Here is a 15,336-nt window from a genome sequence, read left to right on the forward strand (position 1 = left end):
CGGCCGCCGTGCAGCCGCCGGCGGCAATATCGGCACACCTCTGACCAGCCTGGTGGAAGAAATGCCTGAGGGGATCATAGCGGTGGAAATGTCCAGCTTTCAGTTAGAAACCATTCGTGAGTTCCATCCCCGGGTGAGCGGAATGCTCAATATCACCCCGGACCATCTGGATAGGCACAAGAGTATGCCGGCCTATACGGCCGCTAAAGCCCGCATTTTTGAAAATCAGGATTTAAGCGATCAGGCCCTTTTAAACTACGATGATGCAGCTGTTCGGGAAATGGCTGCTGTTTGCCCGGCACAGGTATGGTTTTTTTCTCAAAAACAATTGCTGAAACAGGGGGTTTTCCTGGATGACGGGCAGATTGTCATAGCCAGTGAAGGAGCGCTATATCCGGTTTGCGGGCGGGATGAAGTATTGCTGCGGGGCAGCCACAATATGGAAAATATTCTATGCGCATCAGGTATGGCCTTTTGCTGCGGGGTTGCCGTTGAGGCCATCGGCTCGGCCCTCAAGACCTTTCGCGGAGTGCGGCATCGCATGGAGGAAGCCGCCACTCTTGACGGCGTCTTATACATAAACGATTCCAAGGCTACCAATCCGGATTCGGTCATGAAGGCCCTGGATGCCTTTCAGCAGCCGATTATACTCATTGCCGGGGGGCGTAATAAAGGCAGTAAATTTGATCAGCTGGCAGCGCTTGTCAAACAGAAGGTAAAAGCCCTGATCTTGCTGGGGGAGGCTCGCAATGAGATTCGCCAAGCAGTCATGGATGTTGATTTCCAGAATATATATGAGGTAGATACCCTGGAGGCGGCCGTAAACCAGGCCCGGCAGTTGGCCCGGAGCGGAGATGTGGTACTGCTTTCTCCGGCCTGTGCCAGTTGGGATATGTTCCTCAATTACGAACAACGGGGAGATGTCTTCTGCGGGCTGGTGAACCGCTAAGAGCCCGGGATTAAGTGTAATTTTGCTGGAGGCAGACGCTTGAGATTAAAAAAAGGACCCCCTGATTTAATTTTATTTATAACCGCATTAACCTTATTAGGCATAGGACTTATAATGGTGTTCAGTTCCAGTGCGGTTACGGCAAGTGTCCGCTATGGCGATGCTTATTATTTCTTTAAACGCCAGATTATCTGGTCCGTAATCGGCATTTGCGCACTGTTGATCACTATGAAAATCAATTATCACAAATTAAAAGGTTTGGCTTTGCCGGCCATGATTATTGCTCTGATCTGCCTGGTTCTGGTAATTACGCCGCTGGGGATCGCAGCCAAGGGCTCCAGCCGCTGGCTGGGTATCGGCGATGTCAGACTGTTCGCCCCTTCAGAACTGGCAAAACTGGCTACGGTTATGTTTCTGGCCCGCACTATGGAAGTGAATATAGACAAGATGAAGGATTTTGCGAAAGGGGTTCTGCCGTATCTGGGCATACTGGCCGTTATATGTGGATTGATCATGCTGCAGCCCGACCTGGGAACCACATTTGTGGTGGCGGCAACCATATTTTTTATGATGTTGGTGGCGGGCATGCGATGGAGTCACCTGGGAGGCATAGCTGTCGCAGGGCTGGCCGCAGTTTTCGCGGCCATCGCGGTTGCGCCTTACCGTCTGGAGCGCCTGATAGCGTTTACCAATCCCTGGAAGTATGCCAGCGACGAGGGCTTCCAGACCATACAGTCCCTTTATGCCCTGGGTTCAGGGGGATTATTCGGCATGGGCTTGGGCCGCAGCCGCCAGAAATTCTTTTACTTGCCGGAACAGCATACTGACTTTATTTTTGCTATCTTGGGCGAAGAACTCGGGTTTTTGGGGGCTATAGTGGTCATCGCGCTGTTTTTGCTGTTTGCCTGGCGGGGCTTCAAGATAGCCATAAATGCCCCCGACAACTTCGGAAGCCTGTTGGCGGCCGGAATCACTGTTTTAATAACCTTTCAAGCCGCGATTAACATCGGGGTGGTTTGTGGGGTCTTGCCGGTGACAGGTATTACTTTGCCCTTTATCAGCCACGGGGGTTCGTCTTTGCTGTTTACCATGATTGGGGTCGGTTTATTGCTAAACATCTCCAGGTATAGCATAAACCGCTGACAAAGGTTGCCTATTCATCCTCTGCCCGGGGAAGCATAAAAAGTGAGGCGGCAAAAATATGAAAATGATTATTAGCGGCGGGGGGACCGGGGGGCATATTTACCCGGCGTTGTCTATCGCTGAAGGTGTTCAGGAGCGTCTTCCCGACGCCAGAATATTATATGTCGGTTCCCGGCAGGGGATGGAAAAGAACATCGTCCCCAAGCGGGGGTTTGACTACGCGTCAGTAGACATAGCCGGCATCGACCGTTCTTCAATGCTCAAGGCCTCCCAATCCCTGGTCAAGTTCCCCAAGAGTTTTTTTCAAGGCTGGGATATTTTAAAAGAGTTTAAGCCGGACGTGGTGGTTGGCACGGGTGGATACGCTTCTTTCCCGGTGGTGCTGGCCAGCACTTTTTTTTCTTGCCGCAGTTATATCCATGAACAGAATGCGCAGCCCGGACTGGCTAACCGGCATCTAGCCGGCAGGGTAGACTGCGTTATGCTGACATTTGAGGAAGCGGCCCGGCACCTGCAGGCCAAACGCATTGAAATTACGGGTCTGCCGGTTCGCCAGGCCATCACTAGCGTAAATCGAGCTCAAGCTTATGACAAATGGGGTTTTTCGCCTGATGTTTTCACCCTGGTGGCATTTGGAGGAAGCCAGGGAGCCGCCAGCATTAACCGCGCCATGCTGGGCTTCCTGGACAGGATCAGGGCGGAGCGTTCCCAGGTGATATGGATGACCGGGCACAAGCAGTATGAAGAGCTTTTGGAGCAGGTGAACGGCCTGCAATTAGGGCAAAGTAAAGTCAAGCTGGTGTTAAAACCCTATTTGGATCATATCGAAGATGCGCTGGCAGCGGCCGACCTGGCGGTATGCAGAGCCGGAGCCAGCACCTTGAGCGAGCTGGCCGTGCTTGGCTTGCCGGCTGTTCTGGCGCCTTATCCTTATGCCAGCGACAATCACCAGGAAAAGAACGCCCGGGCTTTGCTGGAAAAAAAGGCAGTCGAGATGATTATCGATGAGTTCCTGGATGGGGATACTCTCTATGAAAAAATTGAAAGTCTGCGCCATCAGCCCGAACAAGTGCGTTTCATGGCAGCCAATATGAAAAAGGAAGCCAAACCGAACGCATTAGATGATATCCTGAACATTATACTGTCCTGAACATCAAGCCAATCGGCCGGCCCGGCTATTTTAAACGGGTGAAAGATGGACAGGCTTAAGGAACACTATGTAACCACTTTTATCAAAGATGCATACTATAGGTTGTAGATACTATCGAAATAGGGAAGGAGATGAGGAAATGACCGCCTCGTCGGTGCAATGGGTGCATATGGTCGGGATTGGAGGAGCCGGGATGAGCGGCATCGCCAAGGTTCTGGCAGAGCAGGGACTTAAAGTCAGCGGTTCAGATCTGCAGAGTACAGATGTTACCCGTAAATTGGCGGACCAGGGCGTTACTGTCTACTTGGGGCATTCTTCAGCCAACCTTAAACCCGGAGTTGATCTGGTGGTGGCTTCCTCAGCCATTCCGAAAGACAACAGCGAATTGACCGCCGCCCGTGAGAGCGGCATCCCCATTCTAAAAAGGGGCCAAATGCTGGCCTATATGGTGAACGACCTGCAGACCATCGCCGTGGCCGGAGCCCATGGCAAAACCACCACAACCTCAATGGTTTTTCAGGCTTTGTGCGGAGCCGGTCTAGATCCTACTTTTATTTTGGGGGGAGAATTACAGGGCAGCCAGTTGGGGGCGCGTTTGGGCAAAAGTCCCTATTGCGTAGTTGAAGCCGATGAAAGCGATGCCTCCTTTCTGGAATTGAGACCGTATATAGCGGTAATCACCAATATCGAAGATGATCATCTGGATTTTTACGGATCTACAGAAAACATTCTCAAAGCATTCAGGCGCTATTTCGATTGCGTAAAAAACGGTGGCTTCGCCTTAGTCTGCGGGGATGATACCGAGGTACAAAAGCTGCTGGCTCAGGAGGTGTCATCCCGTGTAGTGACATACGGTGAAGGGACTGCCAACGACTACTATTTCACCGATTGGGAAGCCAGGGAGATGGGCTCCCGATGCCAGGTTTTTAAACGCGGTCTGCGTCTGGGCAGTCTGCATCTATCGGTCCCGGGCAGGCATAACACCCTTAACGCTATAGCCGCAGTGGCAGCTGCCTGTGAGCTGGGCCTGCCTTATGAACCCGCAGCCCGGGCTTTGCAGGAATTCAGCGGCGCCAAGCGGCGTTTTCATCTGGTGGGACAGAAGAATGACATCACTGTAATAGACGATTATGCCCATCACCCTACCGAGATCGAAGCTACCATTGCGGCGGCTCGGCAGGCTCATAAGGGGCGGCTGACAGTGATTTTTCAGCCCCACCGTTTTACCCGCACCCAGCTTATGGGAGAGCGCCTGGGCAAATCCCTGGTCGGAGCCGATACGGTCTTTGTTACAGATATTTACTCAGCCGGTGAACCGGTAATTCCCGGGATTACAGCGCAGATCGTCTATGATGCGGCCCGCGGGGCTGAAGCCAAAGTCTATTATGTGCCCGATAAAGAGGCGCTGGCGCCTCTGGTGGCGGGCCAATCCCAAAAGGGGGACCTGATTATTACCATGGGAGCCGGCGATGTTTGGAAGCTGGGCCCAATCATCTTAGAAAAGATTTAACACCTGTGGGGGTGCTATATTGGATAATTTCTATATCAAGGGTGGCGTCGCCCTGAAAGGCCAGGTTCATATCAGTGGTTCCAAAAACGCCACTCTGCCCATTATGGCCGCCAGCCTGATGGCGGCTGACGAAGTGGTGCTATGCGGCGTTCCCGACTTGGAAGATATAAATGTGATGTCTGATGTCTTAAGGCTTTTGGGAGCGACAGTTAAGAGAGAAAATGACGTATTAATCATAGACAGCCGTAACGTGAACGGTGTCGAACTGCCTGAGTCCATGTCCAGGAAGATGCGGGCCTCAAACCTGGTGATGGGCGCTTTGCTGGCCCGTTTTAAAAAGGCTGCGGTAGCGTACCCGGGTGGCTGTGCCATCGGCAGCCGGCCCATGGATCTCCATCTCAAGGGGTTCAGAGCTTTGGGGTACCATATCACCGACGAGTGCGGAGTCATGTTTGGAGAAGCTGAGAGCCTCGGCGGGCAGGAGACCTTGCTGGATTTCCCCAGTGTGGGGGCAACAGAAAATATTATGATGGCAGCGTCCTTAACCCCTGGTATCACTACTTTGCGCAATGCCGCCAGGGAGCCGGAGATTATCGACCTGCAGAACTTCCTCAATCGTATGGGGGCCAGAATACGAGGCGCCGGGCTGGATACCATACGCATTGAAGGGGTGAACAGGCTCCACGGAGTGGAGCACACGGTCATCCCCGACCGCATCGAGGCCGGAACCTTCATGGTGGCTGCCGCCATTACCAGTGGCGATGTTATGATCGACAATATAGTATTGGAGCATATTCAATCCCTGGTAGCCAAACTTCGCGAAATCGGTGTGGATATCAGTTCTAACGGCTCCTGGGTCAGGGTGTCGGGGCATCAGCCCATGCACAGTGCGGACATTAAGACCATGCCTTATCCGGGCTTCCCCACCGACATGCAGCCGCAGATGATGGCCTTGATGTCCACCGTACCGGGAACCAGCATTATGGTTGAAACTATTTTCGAGAACCGTTTTATGCATGTTCATGAATTGAGAAGGATGGGAGCGGAGATTAAAATAGAAGGCCGGGTAGCCATTATCAAAGGAAAAGAATACCTGGAAGGGGCTGCCGTGGAGGCCACTGATCTGCGCGCCGGAGCCGCACTGGTTTTAGCCGGTTTGAAAGCCCGCGGAGAGACCAGAGTAGGCAAACTGGAACACATAGACCGTGGTTATGAAAAACTGCACTGCAAGCTGCACAATCTAGGCGCAGATGTACAGCGCAAGCCCGCGCCCTGAAGGCCGGTAAATCCAACAGAAAGAGTATAGGGAATCCAGTCAGGCAGATGATTTTACCACTGAATTCTGCTATAATCTATCCAGCAATTAGGGGCAGAGGCAGCTTATGAAGAATCAATGGAATTATAGTTTTGTAAAATATACGGTTTTCCTTTTGGTCAGTCTCATTTCTATTTTCCTGTTTATGCATAGTTCTTTCTTTTACATCGATCAGATTACTGTGCAAGGGGCAGAAAGAATGGGATCCGCGGAGGTTATTCGGCTCTCCGGACTGCAGACCGGGCTGAATATCTTCTCGGTCAACGGGCAGCAAATCAGTCAAGCCCTGAAGGTGCATCCCATGGTTCAGGATGTCAAGGTAATCAGACACTGGCCCAGGCACCTGGAGATTCAGGTCAGCGAACGGCAGGCCTGGGCTTTAATTCCTTGTCAGGGCGGGTTTTTATGCATCGACCAGGAGGGCGTTGTCATCGATAAGTTAAATATTTTTTCCCCAGATCAATATTGTATAATTACTATGGACAAACAACCCGAGCAAGTGGTTTTAGGACAAGTGATAGATCCCGAAGCAATCGCGGCCATTCGCCAGATCTGGGAGGCCATCCCAGTTGAACCCCGGGTTGACATCTCCGACTATCATTATGTCAATGAGAGTAAAGAGGTGATCTTATATACCAACCACGGGACAGAGATTCTTTTTGGCGATCTGGAGCGATTAGCAGATAAGGTACAGTCCCTGCTTCAAATTATAAATATAGAAAAGGACTATGAGAAGCAAGGCAAAAGCCCGCTTAGCTATGTTGACCTGCGTTTCAAAGGTCAACCGGTTGTTAAAACACTTGATTAAATATGGGGCGGTTAAAAAGGTGATGGTAAAATGCGAAGCCGAAATGCTCAAATAACGATTGCAATAGTTTCTTTAATCCTTGGTATTTTGTTAGCCATACAGTTCAAGACCCAGGAAAACATCAATGACACTCTCATGCCGGGGCGGGTCGAAGAACTGAGCCAGAGTCTCATCGAAGTGACCAAACAGCGCGATGCCTTGGCCGAAGAAGTGCAAACCCTGAGCGACAAACTTCAGAAAATCCGTCAGGTTGACGAGGCCATGGCCGATCTGCAGGACGAGGTCATGAAGGCCAATATGGCAGCCGGAAAGGTTGCGGTCAGCGGGCCGGGTGTCCTCCTGACCCTGAATGACAGCAACCGCACCCTGCAGTCCGGAGAAAACCCCAACTATGGAATTGTACATGATTATGACCTTTTGACCTTAGTCAATGAATTGCGGGCTTCAGGGGCTGAAGCCATTGCGGTAAATGGCGAGCGCCTCACCGCAATTTCAGAGATAAGGTGTGCCGGTACCTTGATTTTGGTCAACTGGGCCCGCATCGGTCCGCCCTATGAGATAAAGGCCATCGGGGATCCCGAAATGCTGACCAGCGGATTAAACATCAGGGGCGGCCATCTGGAAACCCTCAAATATCTGGGGGTGCAGACCAACCTGCAGAAGGCGGACAAGTTGGAGCTGCCTGCTTATAACGGGGCCATGAAATTTACCCATGCTGTACCCGTAATCACTACGAATGAGGCGGAATAGAAAATGTGGCTGGTAGTTATTTTTTGTTTATTAATAGGATTATTTATCGGATTTCAGATGCCGGTGCTATTTCCGGTGCTGTATGCAAAATATATGTCTATTGCCATACTGGCGGCCCTGGATTCCGTATTTGGGGGCATTCGCGCCTATATGGAAGACGGCTTTGACAGCACCATTTTTGTAACCGGTTTTGTTATAAATGCCTTATTGGCGGCTGGTATGGCCTATTTAGGGGACCGTTTGGGGGTTGATCTATACCTGGCGGCGGTCTTGGTCTTTGGAGTACGATTGTTCCAAAATTTGGCGATAATTCGTCGATATCTCATGAAAAAATATTAGTACCAAAATAAAGGAATATCCAGGATTTTGTGGTATTTCTATGTAGGTATTAAAGTAAGGGGGAATCACTATTAAAAACCGCCATATAGTGGTTGCCCTGGACATAGGGACCCACACTATCAAAGCCGCCATGGCTGAAGTGATTGCAGTAGATCAAATTAACATTTTGGGTATATCAGCTCTGCCTGCCCGGGGGATAAGAAAGGGTCACATCGTTGACATCGAATCTGCCGCCCAGAGCATGGAAGAGGCTTTGAATGCCCTGGAGAGGCTGACCGGTATGGAAATCAGCGGGGCCTTAATCGGATTTTCAGGGACCAGCCTGTCAACAATCAATAATCATACCGTCGTAGCAGTAGGAACCCCCAGCTACGAGATATCCCAGGATGATAAGAGCCGAGTTCTGCATTCGGCGCAGACCATTTCCCTTCCGCCTGATAAAAGTATTGTGCAGGTCGTGGAACGTCAATACATCATCGACGGATACGACGGGGTCAAGGAACCGGTAGGAATGGTAGGAAGCCGCCTGGAAGCAGAGATTACGGTTATCGTTGCTGCCATTGCCGCGGTTCAAAACTTGCAGCGCAGCGCCGGCAGAATCAATCTGGAGGTCGAAGGTTTAGTATTCAATCCCCTGTTGACAGCGGAGGCAGTTTTGATGCCTACTGAAATGGAGATGGGGGTGGCTCTGGTTGACATCGGTGGAGGCGCCATAGATGTCAGCGTATTTGAACGGGGCAGCCTGTTATGTGCCTCGGTCTTGCCCCTGGGAGGGGAGCATATTACCAAAGATCTGGCTATTATTCTAAAAACTTCATTGGAGGAGGCCGCCAGCCTTAAAGAACGCAGTGAGATAACGGCTTTACAAGCAGACGATGATGCAGTGATAGAGATAAAAGACGTTCAGGGCCAGCCAGGGCACCAGGTTTCTCAGCAATTGGTCGCCGAGATCATCTCAGCGCGGGTTCTGGAAATCGCGCAAATGGTTTATAGGGAATTGAGGCAGTTTGATGCCATTAATAGAATACCGGCCGGAATTGTAGTCACCGGAGGCGGGGCAGAACTAATTGGCATGCCGGAGTTGTTTGAGGAATATCTGGGAGTTCCAGTAAGATTGGGGGCTCCGGATAGGGTGATAGGCTTAGCCAGCGAATACAGACGGCCCTGCTACGGTGCGGCAGTGGGCGGTTTAATCTGTGCAGCCCGGCACATGGGGCCTCATAAATTTGAAAACAAACGTGGCCTGTCAAGCTTGATTGACAGAATGGGCGAATGGTATAAGGATTTTTTTAGGTAAAGGACAGAGGAGGTTATTTAATGCCATTGGATTTTGACGTTGAGATGCAACAGTTTGCTGACATCAAAGTCATAGGAATCGGCGGCGGCGGTAACAACGCCATTAATCGCATGATTGAAGCCGGTTTAAAAGGGGTTGAATTCGTAGCTGTAAATACTGATTCGCAAGCATTGTGGATTTCCAAAGCGGACAAGAAGATCCAGGTAGGTGAAAAGCTGACCAAAGGTCTGGGCGCGGGCGCCGACCCGGAGATCGGACTCAAAGCGGCTGAAGAGAACGCCGATGAAATCAAACGAGCCCTGCAGGGAGCCGATATGGTTTTTGTAACCGCAGGGATGGGCGGCGGCACCGGCACAGGCGGCGCGCCGGTGATTGCCAGAATAGCCCGGGAGCTGGGTGCACTCACAGTAGGTGTTGTTACCCGGCCGTTTACTTTTGAAGGCCGCAAGCGCAATTCGCAAGCGGAAAGCGGTATACATAACCTGCGTGAAGAAGTGGACAGCCTGATCACTATACCCAATGACCGCCTGCTGCAGGTGGTAGAGAAGAATACCGCTTTTAACGATGCCTTCCGCATCGCCGATGACATTCTTCGCCAGGGCGTGCAGGGCATTTCGGATCTCATCGCTGTACCCGGCGTCATAAACTGCGACTTTGCCGATGTCAAAACCGTCATGAAAAATACCGGCTCGGCGCTGATGGGCATCGGCACCGCCAAAGGGGAAAACCGGGCCGCGGAAGCTGCCCGTATGGCCATTTCGAGCCCGTTATTGGAAACCTCCATCGACGGAGCCAAAGGGGTGTTGTTTAACATCAGCGGGGGAGGAGGCCTCACCCTGTTCGAGATCTATGAAGCGGCCGAGATTATTCATCAGGCGGTTGACGCGGAAGCCAATATCATCTTCGGCGCCAATATCATAGAGAGCCTGGAAGATGAGGTGCGCGTCACCGTGATCGCCACCGGATTCAGCGCCTATAAGCCCAGACTGGGCGAGACCACCAAAGGCAGAGCGGGCATTGACGCCCCACCTACTTTTACGGAAAAAGGCGACCTCGAAATTCCGCCCTTTTTGCGCAGCCGTAAGCGCTCGGACAATAGATGACGCCTGGGCTTAATTATATAAGCAGATAATCAAACCAGCTGGAACCGGGAATGTGAATTCTCGGTTTTTTGTTTTTTATAGGATAAGAATGTGGGTCAGTCCGGGGCAAATCCAACAAATTATGTTCACCCCCTTCTGGTATAATCTGTTAAGCATGTGAGCCCAAGAGCAAGAATATGAATGTTTATAGTGAATAAAAACTTACAAAACCACCGGAATTAACTAAAAAGGTGAAGGCGAATTGAACAATCCCAAAGTCTATTTGGACCTGACCTTTCTCAATAATTTCATAATGGATTTTATAATCCTGTGGGCTACCGCCAGGCTGTCGGGGCTTAAACCAAAACATTCCCGTATAGCGGTGGCATCGGTGCTGGGGGCGGCCTATGCGGTGGGTTACGTATGGCTGGCGGGTAGCCTGATCTTCAGCCTGACCGGCAAAATCGTGGTCTCCGTAATTATGGTCATTCTGGCCATCAAACCTGCCCGCTGGCAGGATTACAGCAAGGTCCTGCTGTACTTTTACCTGATCAATTTCACCGTAGCAGGGGCTACCATCGCCTTTTCCTCACTGCTTGCAGACACCGAAGTGGCCCGGTTTTTCCCGGCTATCTGGATTGTGGTGGCGGTATTGGCCGCCCTGGCTATCGGACTGTTCGCGGGCCGCTACGTGAAAGACCATCTTCTTCCCGGGCTGTTAAAGTTTCAGGTGGTCTTGAGATTCGGCAAACAACATTGCATGGGCCACGGCTTTGTGGACACCGGCAACTCGCTCAAAGATCCCCTGACCAGGAAACCGGTAATTGTGGCGGAATATGGGTTGATAAAACCGTGTCTGCCCCTCGAACTGCAAAATATGGTGGAAAAGGATCAGAGCGAAGAGGCCCTTTTGGAGCAAATCATTGCCAGCAGCTGGGCAAACCGCCTCAGGCTGATACCCTTTTCTTCCATCGGAAGAAAAAATGGGATGTTGTTGGGGGTCCGGGCCGATGAGGTGGTGTTGAATATCGGCTCCAAAGATATAATGCACAAAAATGCGGTAATAGGAATCTACCGGGAACAGTTGAATCCGCAGGGCAATTATCAGATGTTGATTCCCGCGGATATGGTGGAAGGATAGGAGGGAATGCTATGGGAATCAGAGACCTGTTAAAGAACTGGCAGATGAGCCTCATCAGGCTGTACATCAGGAAGAGGATACCACAGTTCATTCATTATATCGGCTCGACAGAAGTATTGCCTCCACCGCTGCAAGAGAATGAGGAGATGAGCCTGATTTCGCGCCTGGAGCAGGGCGACGCCGGGGTAAAAGCCAAACTGATCGAGCATAACCTGCGCCTGGTGGTATATATCGCCAAAAAGTTCGAAAACACCGGTATCAACATTGAAGACCTGGTTTCCATCGGCACTATTGGCCTAATCAAAGCGGTCAATACCTTTGAACCGAAAAAGAATATCAAACTGGCCACCTACGCTTCGCGCTGCATTGAAAACGAAATCCTCATGTACCTGCGCCGAAATCTGAAAAACCGCGGCGAAGTCTCCCTGGATGAGCCTCTTAACGTGGATTGGGACGGCAATGAACTCTTGCTGTCCGATGTTCTGGGAACTGACGGGGACATGATCTACAAACGCATTGAACATGAAGTGGAAAAGAGCCTTTTGTGGCAGGCCATGCATAAATTGAGCAGCCGGGAAAAAACCATCATTCAGCTTCGCTTCGGCCTGGGGGATGGATTGGAAAAAACCCAGAAGGAAGTGGCCGATATTTTAGGGATATCACAATCCTATATTTCACGCCTGGAGAAAAGAATCCTGAAAAGGCTGCAGCGAGAGATTCGAAAAATCGAATAAAGGCGGGAATTTGGGGCAGACTTCATCGTCTGTCCCCGCTAAATAGCGAATAAATCCGGGCTGCTACGTAAACAATTTAATTAAGGGAATATAGTGCTTAAAATAGCACTATTTTTTATGAGTGCCAATGCAAATGCTATGAAGGGAAGGAACCGGCTTGATCAATAAAGTTGAGATATGCGGGGTCAATACCTCCAAACTTCCCGTGCTGAAAAATGATGAGATGAGAGTGCTGTTTAAGGAGTTTCAGTCGGGTGATCAGGAGGCCAGGGATAAACTGATACAGGGCAACCTGCGGTTGGTTTTAAGTGTGATACAGCGTTTCAGCAACCGCGGGGAATTCGTGGACGATCTATTCCAGGTGGGTTGCATCGGACTGATTAAAGCCATAGATAATTTTGATTTGAGCCAGAATGTGCGTTTCTCCACCTACGCGGTGCCTATGATCATCGGGGAGATCCGGCGCTACCTGCGCGACAACAACCCGGTCAGGGTTTCCCGCTCTCTGCGCGACATCGCTTACAAAGCCCTGCAGGTCAGAGAACGGCTGGTCTCGGATCATTCTTCCGAGCCGACCGTGGTTCAAATCGCCAAAGAGCTGGAACTGCCCCGCGAAGAGGTGGTGTTTGCCCTGGATGCCATTCAGGATCCGGTGTCACTATTTGAACCTATTTATAATGACGGCGGCGACCCGATTCTGGTAATGGACCAGATCAGCGATGACAAGAACACCGATGATCTGTGGCTGGAGGAAATCAGCATCAAAGAAGCCATGAAAAAGCTGAATGAGCGGGAAAAGCATATCGTTTCACTAAGATTTTTCGCGGGCAAGACCCAGATGGAGGTTGCCGATGAAATAGGCATTTCCCAAGCTCAAGTATCCCGCCTGGAAAAAGCTGCCCTCAAACAGCTTAAAAAGTATATTTGAAGGTGCGCTAGGAGGCTAGAATATGGGCAACAAAATCATAACGATGTTTTTGGTTATGGCCGTTCTAGGTTTGTTGATGCCTTTGACCCATGAGTTATTGGCGGTTGAAAATGCCTTTACGGTAGACAACCTGGTGCGCATAGAACTGCCCGCTGAATAAATGTCAAATGGGGACGTTCCCATTGGTTCCCCGTCCCCATTTGTCCCTTGATTATCTGATGTATTTAATATATATGAACTTGCCGCCTACACTTTTATTGACATCAGCCGGGCTTTGGGTATTCTGCCAATATACACTGGGCCAATCGGGGTTAACGTTATCCGGATTATCGAAAACCACTGTAATATCCGTTATGGGCGGCAAAGTATTCGCTTTGCTCGTCCACAGATAGATAAACTTTCCGCCCGAACCCCAATTTAAATCCATGCCATTTCGCGTATAATTAACGTAGTTCGAATTGTGGTTCATGGGGTTTGTCTCCGAGCCCGCCGAACTTCCCCGGTATTCCATAAAGAAATCGGTATAGGCCTCATCGATGTTTTCTCCCAGTTTATAGCACAAATAGATGAAATTCCCGCCTGCACCCGCGTTCAAGTCAGCATTGATCAGCTGATACCCGGGAGGACATTGGCTTCTTGCGTTCCATTCGTTTTTGTCTGCGACGAATACGATATCCGTTACATATTTTTGCACAGGCCACTGGTTTCCCTGGGCCAGATTCAGCTTTTCGAATTCGGCTTTAAGGCTGGCGGCCCTGGCCGGATCGCTGCAAAGCTCCCAAATAGGCACGAGAGCCCTGGCGGTGGTATTGCCGAAATCGACCAGCGTACCCTTGTCCTCCAATGTGCTTTCCCATTTAGTCAGTGCCTGGGGATCGTTTATAAATTGATTGATATTCAGAGCGAAACCGCCGCCATAGCTGTGGAGGATTTGCTCTTTGTCGCTGTCATACGTGGATTTGTTTTTGACGTTTTGATATTGGGCGCTGCCCCCGGCGCTGAATATGACGGCATTAAAGTCTGCTTTTGTAGCGGTTTTAAAGTTTTCATAACTGGTTGACGCCTTGGAACTGGCAGTAATGCTATAATCAACTCTGCCTCCGGTAATCGTATCGACAAGTACGTATTGGCCGAAGTTGGCAAAAACCGTATTGGCGGAAATGCTGCTGTCATTCAGCATCTGCTTGGCATCAGCGGTGAGGTAGTCTTTTAAGTCGGCCGTTCCGTTGACGTATACGCCGTACTTTTTAACCACATAGCTATAGGTGGAAAAATAGTTGTTCAGTTTTTGGGTGCGTGCCGAATCAAAATTAGCCTTAACCGAACCGCCAAAGCCAAAATAGCTGCCCGAGGCGCTGATTTTGGTCGACATGTTATTGCTGTATGACCGGATGGATTCGCTGATATTTTGACTGTTTACGCCCTCATCATAACGAATTCGTTCCATTTTTTGGCTCTGGATGAGCTTCCCAGTATCTAAAACCGGCTGCTTTAACGAATCCACCGATGCGTATTTGCCAAAGACATCATATCCTCTGCCCACCCGCATAACTACAGGAATATCCGCTTCATTCATAGTTACTTTATAAGCTTTTCCAACCTGCTCAACTGCCCAGGTACCTTTGAGTTTACTGATATCGATTGAAATCATCGGAGTGATATTTGGTTTTACGGGCGTAACTACCGAGGGGGTCTCTTTAATATCCGGCAACGATGGGAGAATAGGCTTAACAGGCTTAACGATTGATTCGCCTGATGAGCCTGTTTTGGTTATGGTTACTTTTCTGGCGACTTCTTCCCATTGAACGTCACAGCCCAGGGTTTCCGTAACAAATCGGAGGGGCAGCATGGTCCGCCCGTTGATAATCAGGGGTTTTACATTGACATTGTCAGGATCTATGGGAACAGTTTTTCCATTGACCAATGCATTGCTTTGCCCAATCCATAGTTCCATTTTGGTTTCACCTAATGACACCGTTACTTTTCTGGTTTCATTATCCCAGGCCACATCAGCGCCCAGGGGAGTCGCGGCAAATCTGATCGGCAGCATGGTCCGGCTTTCAATAATGGTAGGGCTGACATCCATAACAATCAGTTCGCCATTGGCGGTATAGGTGTTGTTGTCGAGGATAAAAACCATCACCGTCTCCTGGCTTTTTGATGTTTCAGCAGCGATGGCGAGCAAAGGAA

15 protein-coding genes are annotated in these 15,336 nt (G+C 50.3%); 14 read left to right on the forward strand and 1 reads right to left on the reverse strand.

Annotation, left to right across the window (positions count from 1 at the left end; translation table 11 throughout):
• The 14 genes from murD to B3W37_RS16825 form a co-directional block, all read left to right on the forward strand.
• Window positions 1–949, forward strand: a 949-nt coding sequence (murD, locus tag B3W37_RS16760) for a UDP-N-acetylmuramoyl-L-alanine--D-glutamate ligase (protein ID WP_483176497.1), incomplete at its 5' end; no start/stop codon positions are given.
• A gap of 39 nt (window positions 950–988) precedes the next feature.
• Entirely contained in the window at window positions 989–2,092 is a 1,104-nt protein-coding gene (gene ftsW / locus B3W37_RS16765) for a putative lipid II flippase FtsW (protein ID WP_483168534.1), read from the forward strand.
• A gap of 58 nt (window positions 2,093–2,150) precedes the next feature.
• Window positions 2,151–3,242 carry an undecaprenyldiphospho-muramoylpentapeptide beta-N-acetylglucosaminyltransferase gene (murG, locus tag B3W37_RS16770; RefSeq protein ID WP_483168533.1) on the forward strand — a complete coding sequence of 364 codons (1,092 nt, stop codon included), beginning with the start codon at window positions 2,151–2,153 and terminating at the stop codon, window positions 3,240–3,242.
• Between the two features lie 88 nt (window positions 3,243–3,330).
• Entirely contained in the window at window positions 3,331–4,752 is a 1,422-nt protein-coding gene (gene murC, locus B3W37_RS16775) for a UDP-N-acetylmuramate--L-alanine ligase (RefSeq protein WP_483176498.1), read from the forward strand.
• 19 nt (window positions 4,753–4,771) lie between these two features.
• Window positions 4,772–6,028, forward strand: coding sequence for a UDP-N-acetylglucosamine 1-carboxyvinyltransferase (gene murA, locus B3W37_RS16780; protein WP_483176499.1), 1,257 nt, complete (start codon window positions 4,772–4,774; stop codon window positions 6,026–6,028).
• Between the two features lie 106 nt (window positions 6,029–6,134).
• Complete coding sequence (locus B3W37_RS16785; protein WP_483176500.1) at window positions 6,135–6,875, forward strand: cell division protein FtsQ/DivIB; 741 nt, start codon at window positions 6,135–6,137, stop codon at window positions 6,873–6,875.
• A 30-nt stretch (window positions 6,876–6,905) separates the two neighbouring features.
• Window positions 6,906–7,625 (forward strand): DUF881 domain-containing protein, encoded by a 720-nt coding sequence (locus B3W37_RS16790; protein WP_483176501.1) that lies wholly within the window; start codon window positions 6,906–6,908, stop codon window positions 7,623–7,625.
• A gap of 3 nt (window positions 7,626–7,628) precedes the next feature.
• On the forward strand, window positions 7,629–7,964 hold the full coding sequence (locus B3W37_RS16795; RefSeq protein WP_481040161.1) for a small basic family protein: 336 nt from the start codon (window positions 7,629–7,631) through the stop codon (window positions 7,962–7,964).
• Window positions 7,965–8,052: 88 nt separating this feature from the next.
• Window positions 8,053–9,261 carry a cell division protein FtsA gene (ftsA, locus tag B3W37_RS16800; RefSeq protein ID WP_483168528.1) on the forward strand — a complete coding sequence of 403 codons (1,209 nt, stop codon included), beginning with the start codon at window positions 8,053–8,055 and terminating at the stop codon, window positions 9,259–9,261.
• Window positions 9,262–9,281: 20 nt separating this feature from the next.
• Window positions 9,282–10,364: a cell division protein FtsZ gene (gene ftsZ, locus B3W37_RS16805; protein ID WP_481040159.1), complete on the forward strand. Its 1,083-nt coding sequence runs from the start codon at window positions 9,282–9,284 to the stop codon at window positions 10,362–10,364.
• A 241-nt stretch (window positions 10,365–10,605) separates the two neighbouring features.
• Entirely contained in the window at window positions 10,606–11,484 is an 879-nt protein-coding gene (locus B3W37_RS16810) for a sigma-E processing peptidase SpoIIGA (protein ID WP_483176502.1), read from the forward strand.
• A gap of 11 nt (window positions 11,485–11,495) precedes the next feature.
• Entirely contained in the window at window positions 11,496–12,218 is a 723-nt protein-coding gene (gene sigE, locus B3W37_RS16815; protein ID WP_481040155.1) for an RNA polymerase sporulation sigma factor SigE, read from the forward strand.
• 157 nt (window positions 12,219–12,375) lie between these two features.
• The gene (gene sigG, locus B3W37_RS16820) at window positions 12,376–13,146 is read left to right on the forward strand and encodes an RNA polymerase sporulation sigma factor SigG (RefSeq protein WP_481040153.1); all 771 of its coding nucleotides are present in this window, start codon (window positions 12,376–12,378) and stop codon (window positions 13,144–13,146) included.
• Window positions 13,147–13,168: 22 nt separating this feature from the next.
• Window positions 13,169–13,306, forward strand: a complete 138-nt coding sequence (locus B3W37_RS16825; RefSeq protein ID WP_483176503.1) for a hypothetical protein — start codon at window positions 13,169–13,171, stop codon at window positions 13,304–13,306.
• A 51-nt stretch (window positions 13,307–13,357) separates the two neighbouring features.
• Here the strand turns inward: B3W37_RS16825 and B3W37_RS16830 are convergent.
• Window positions 13,358–15,336: copper amine oxidase N-terminal domain-containing protein (locus B3W37_RS16830; RefSeq protein ID WP_483176504.1), on the reverse strand; the 1,979-nt coding region annotated here is incomplete at its 5' end.

It is taken from the genome of Syntrophomonas sp. UBA5494 (genome assembly GCF_002426325.1).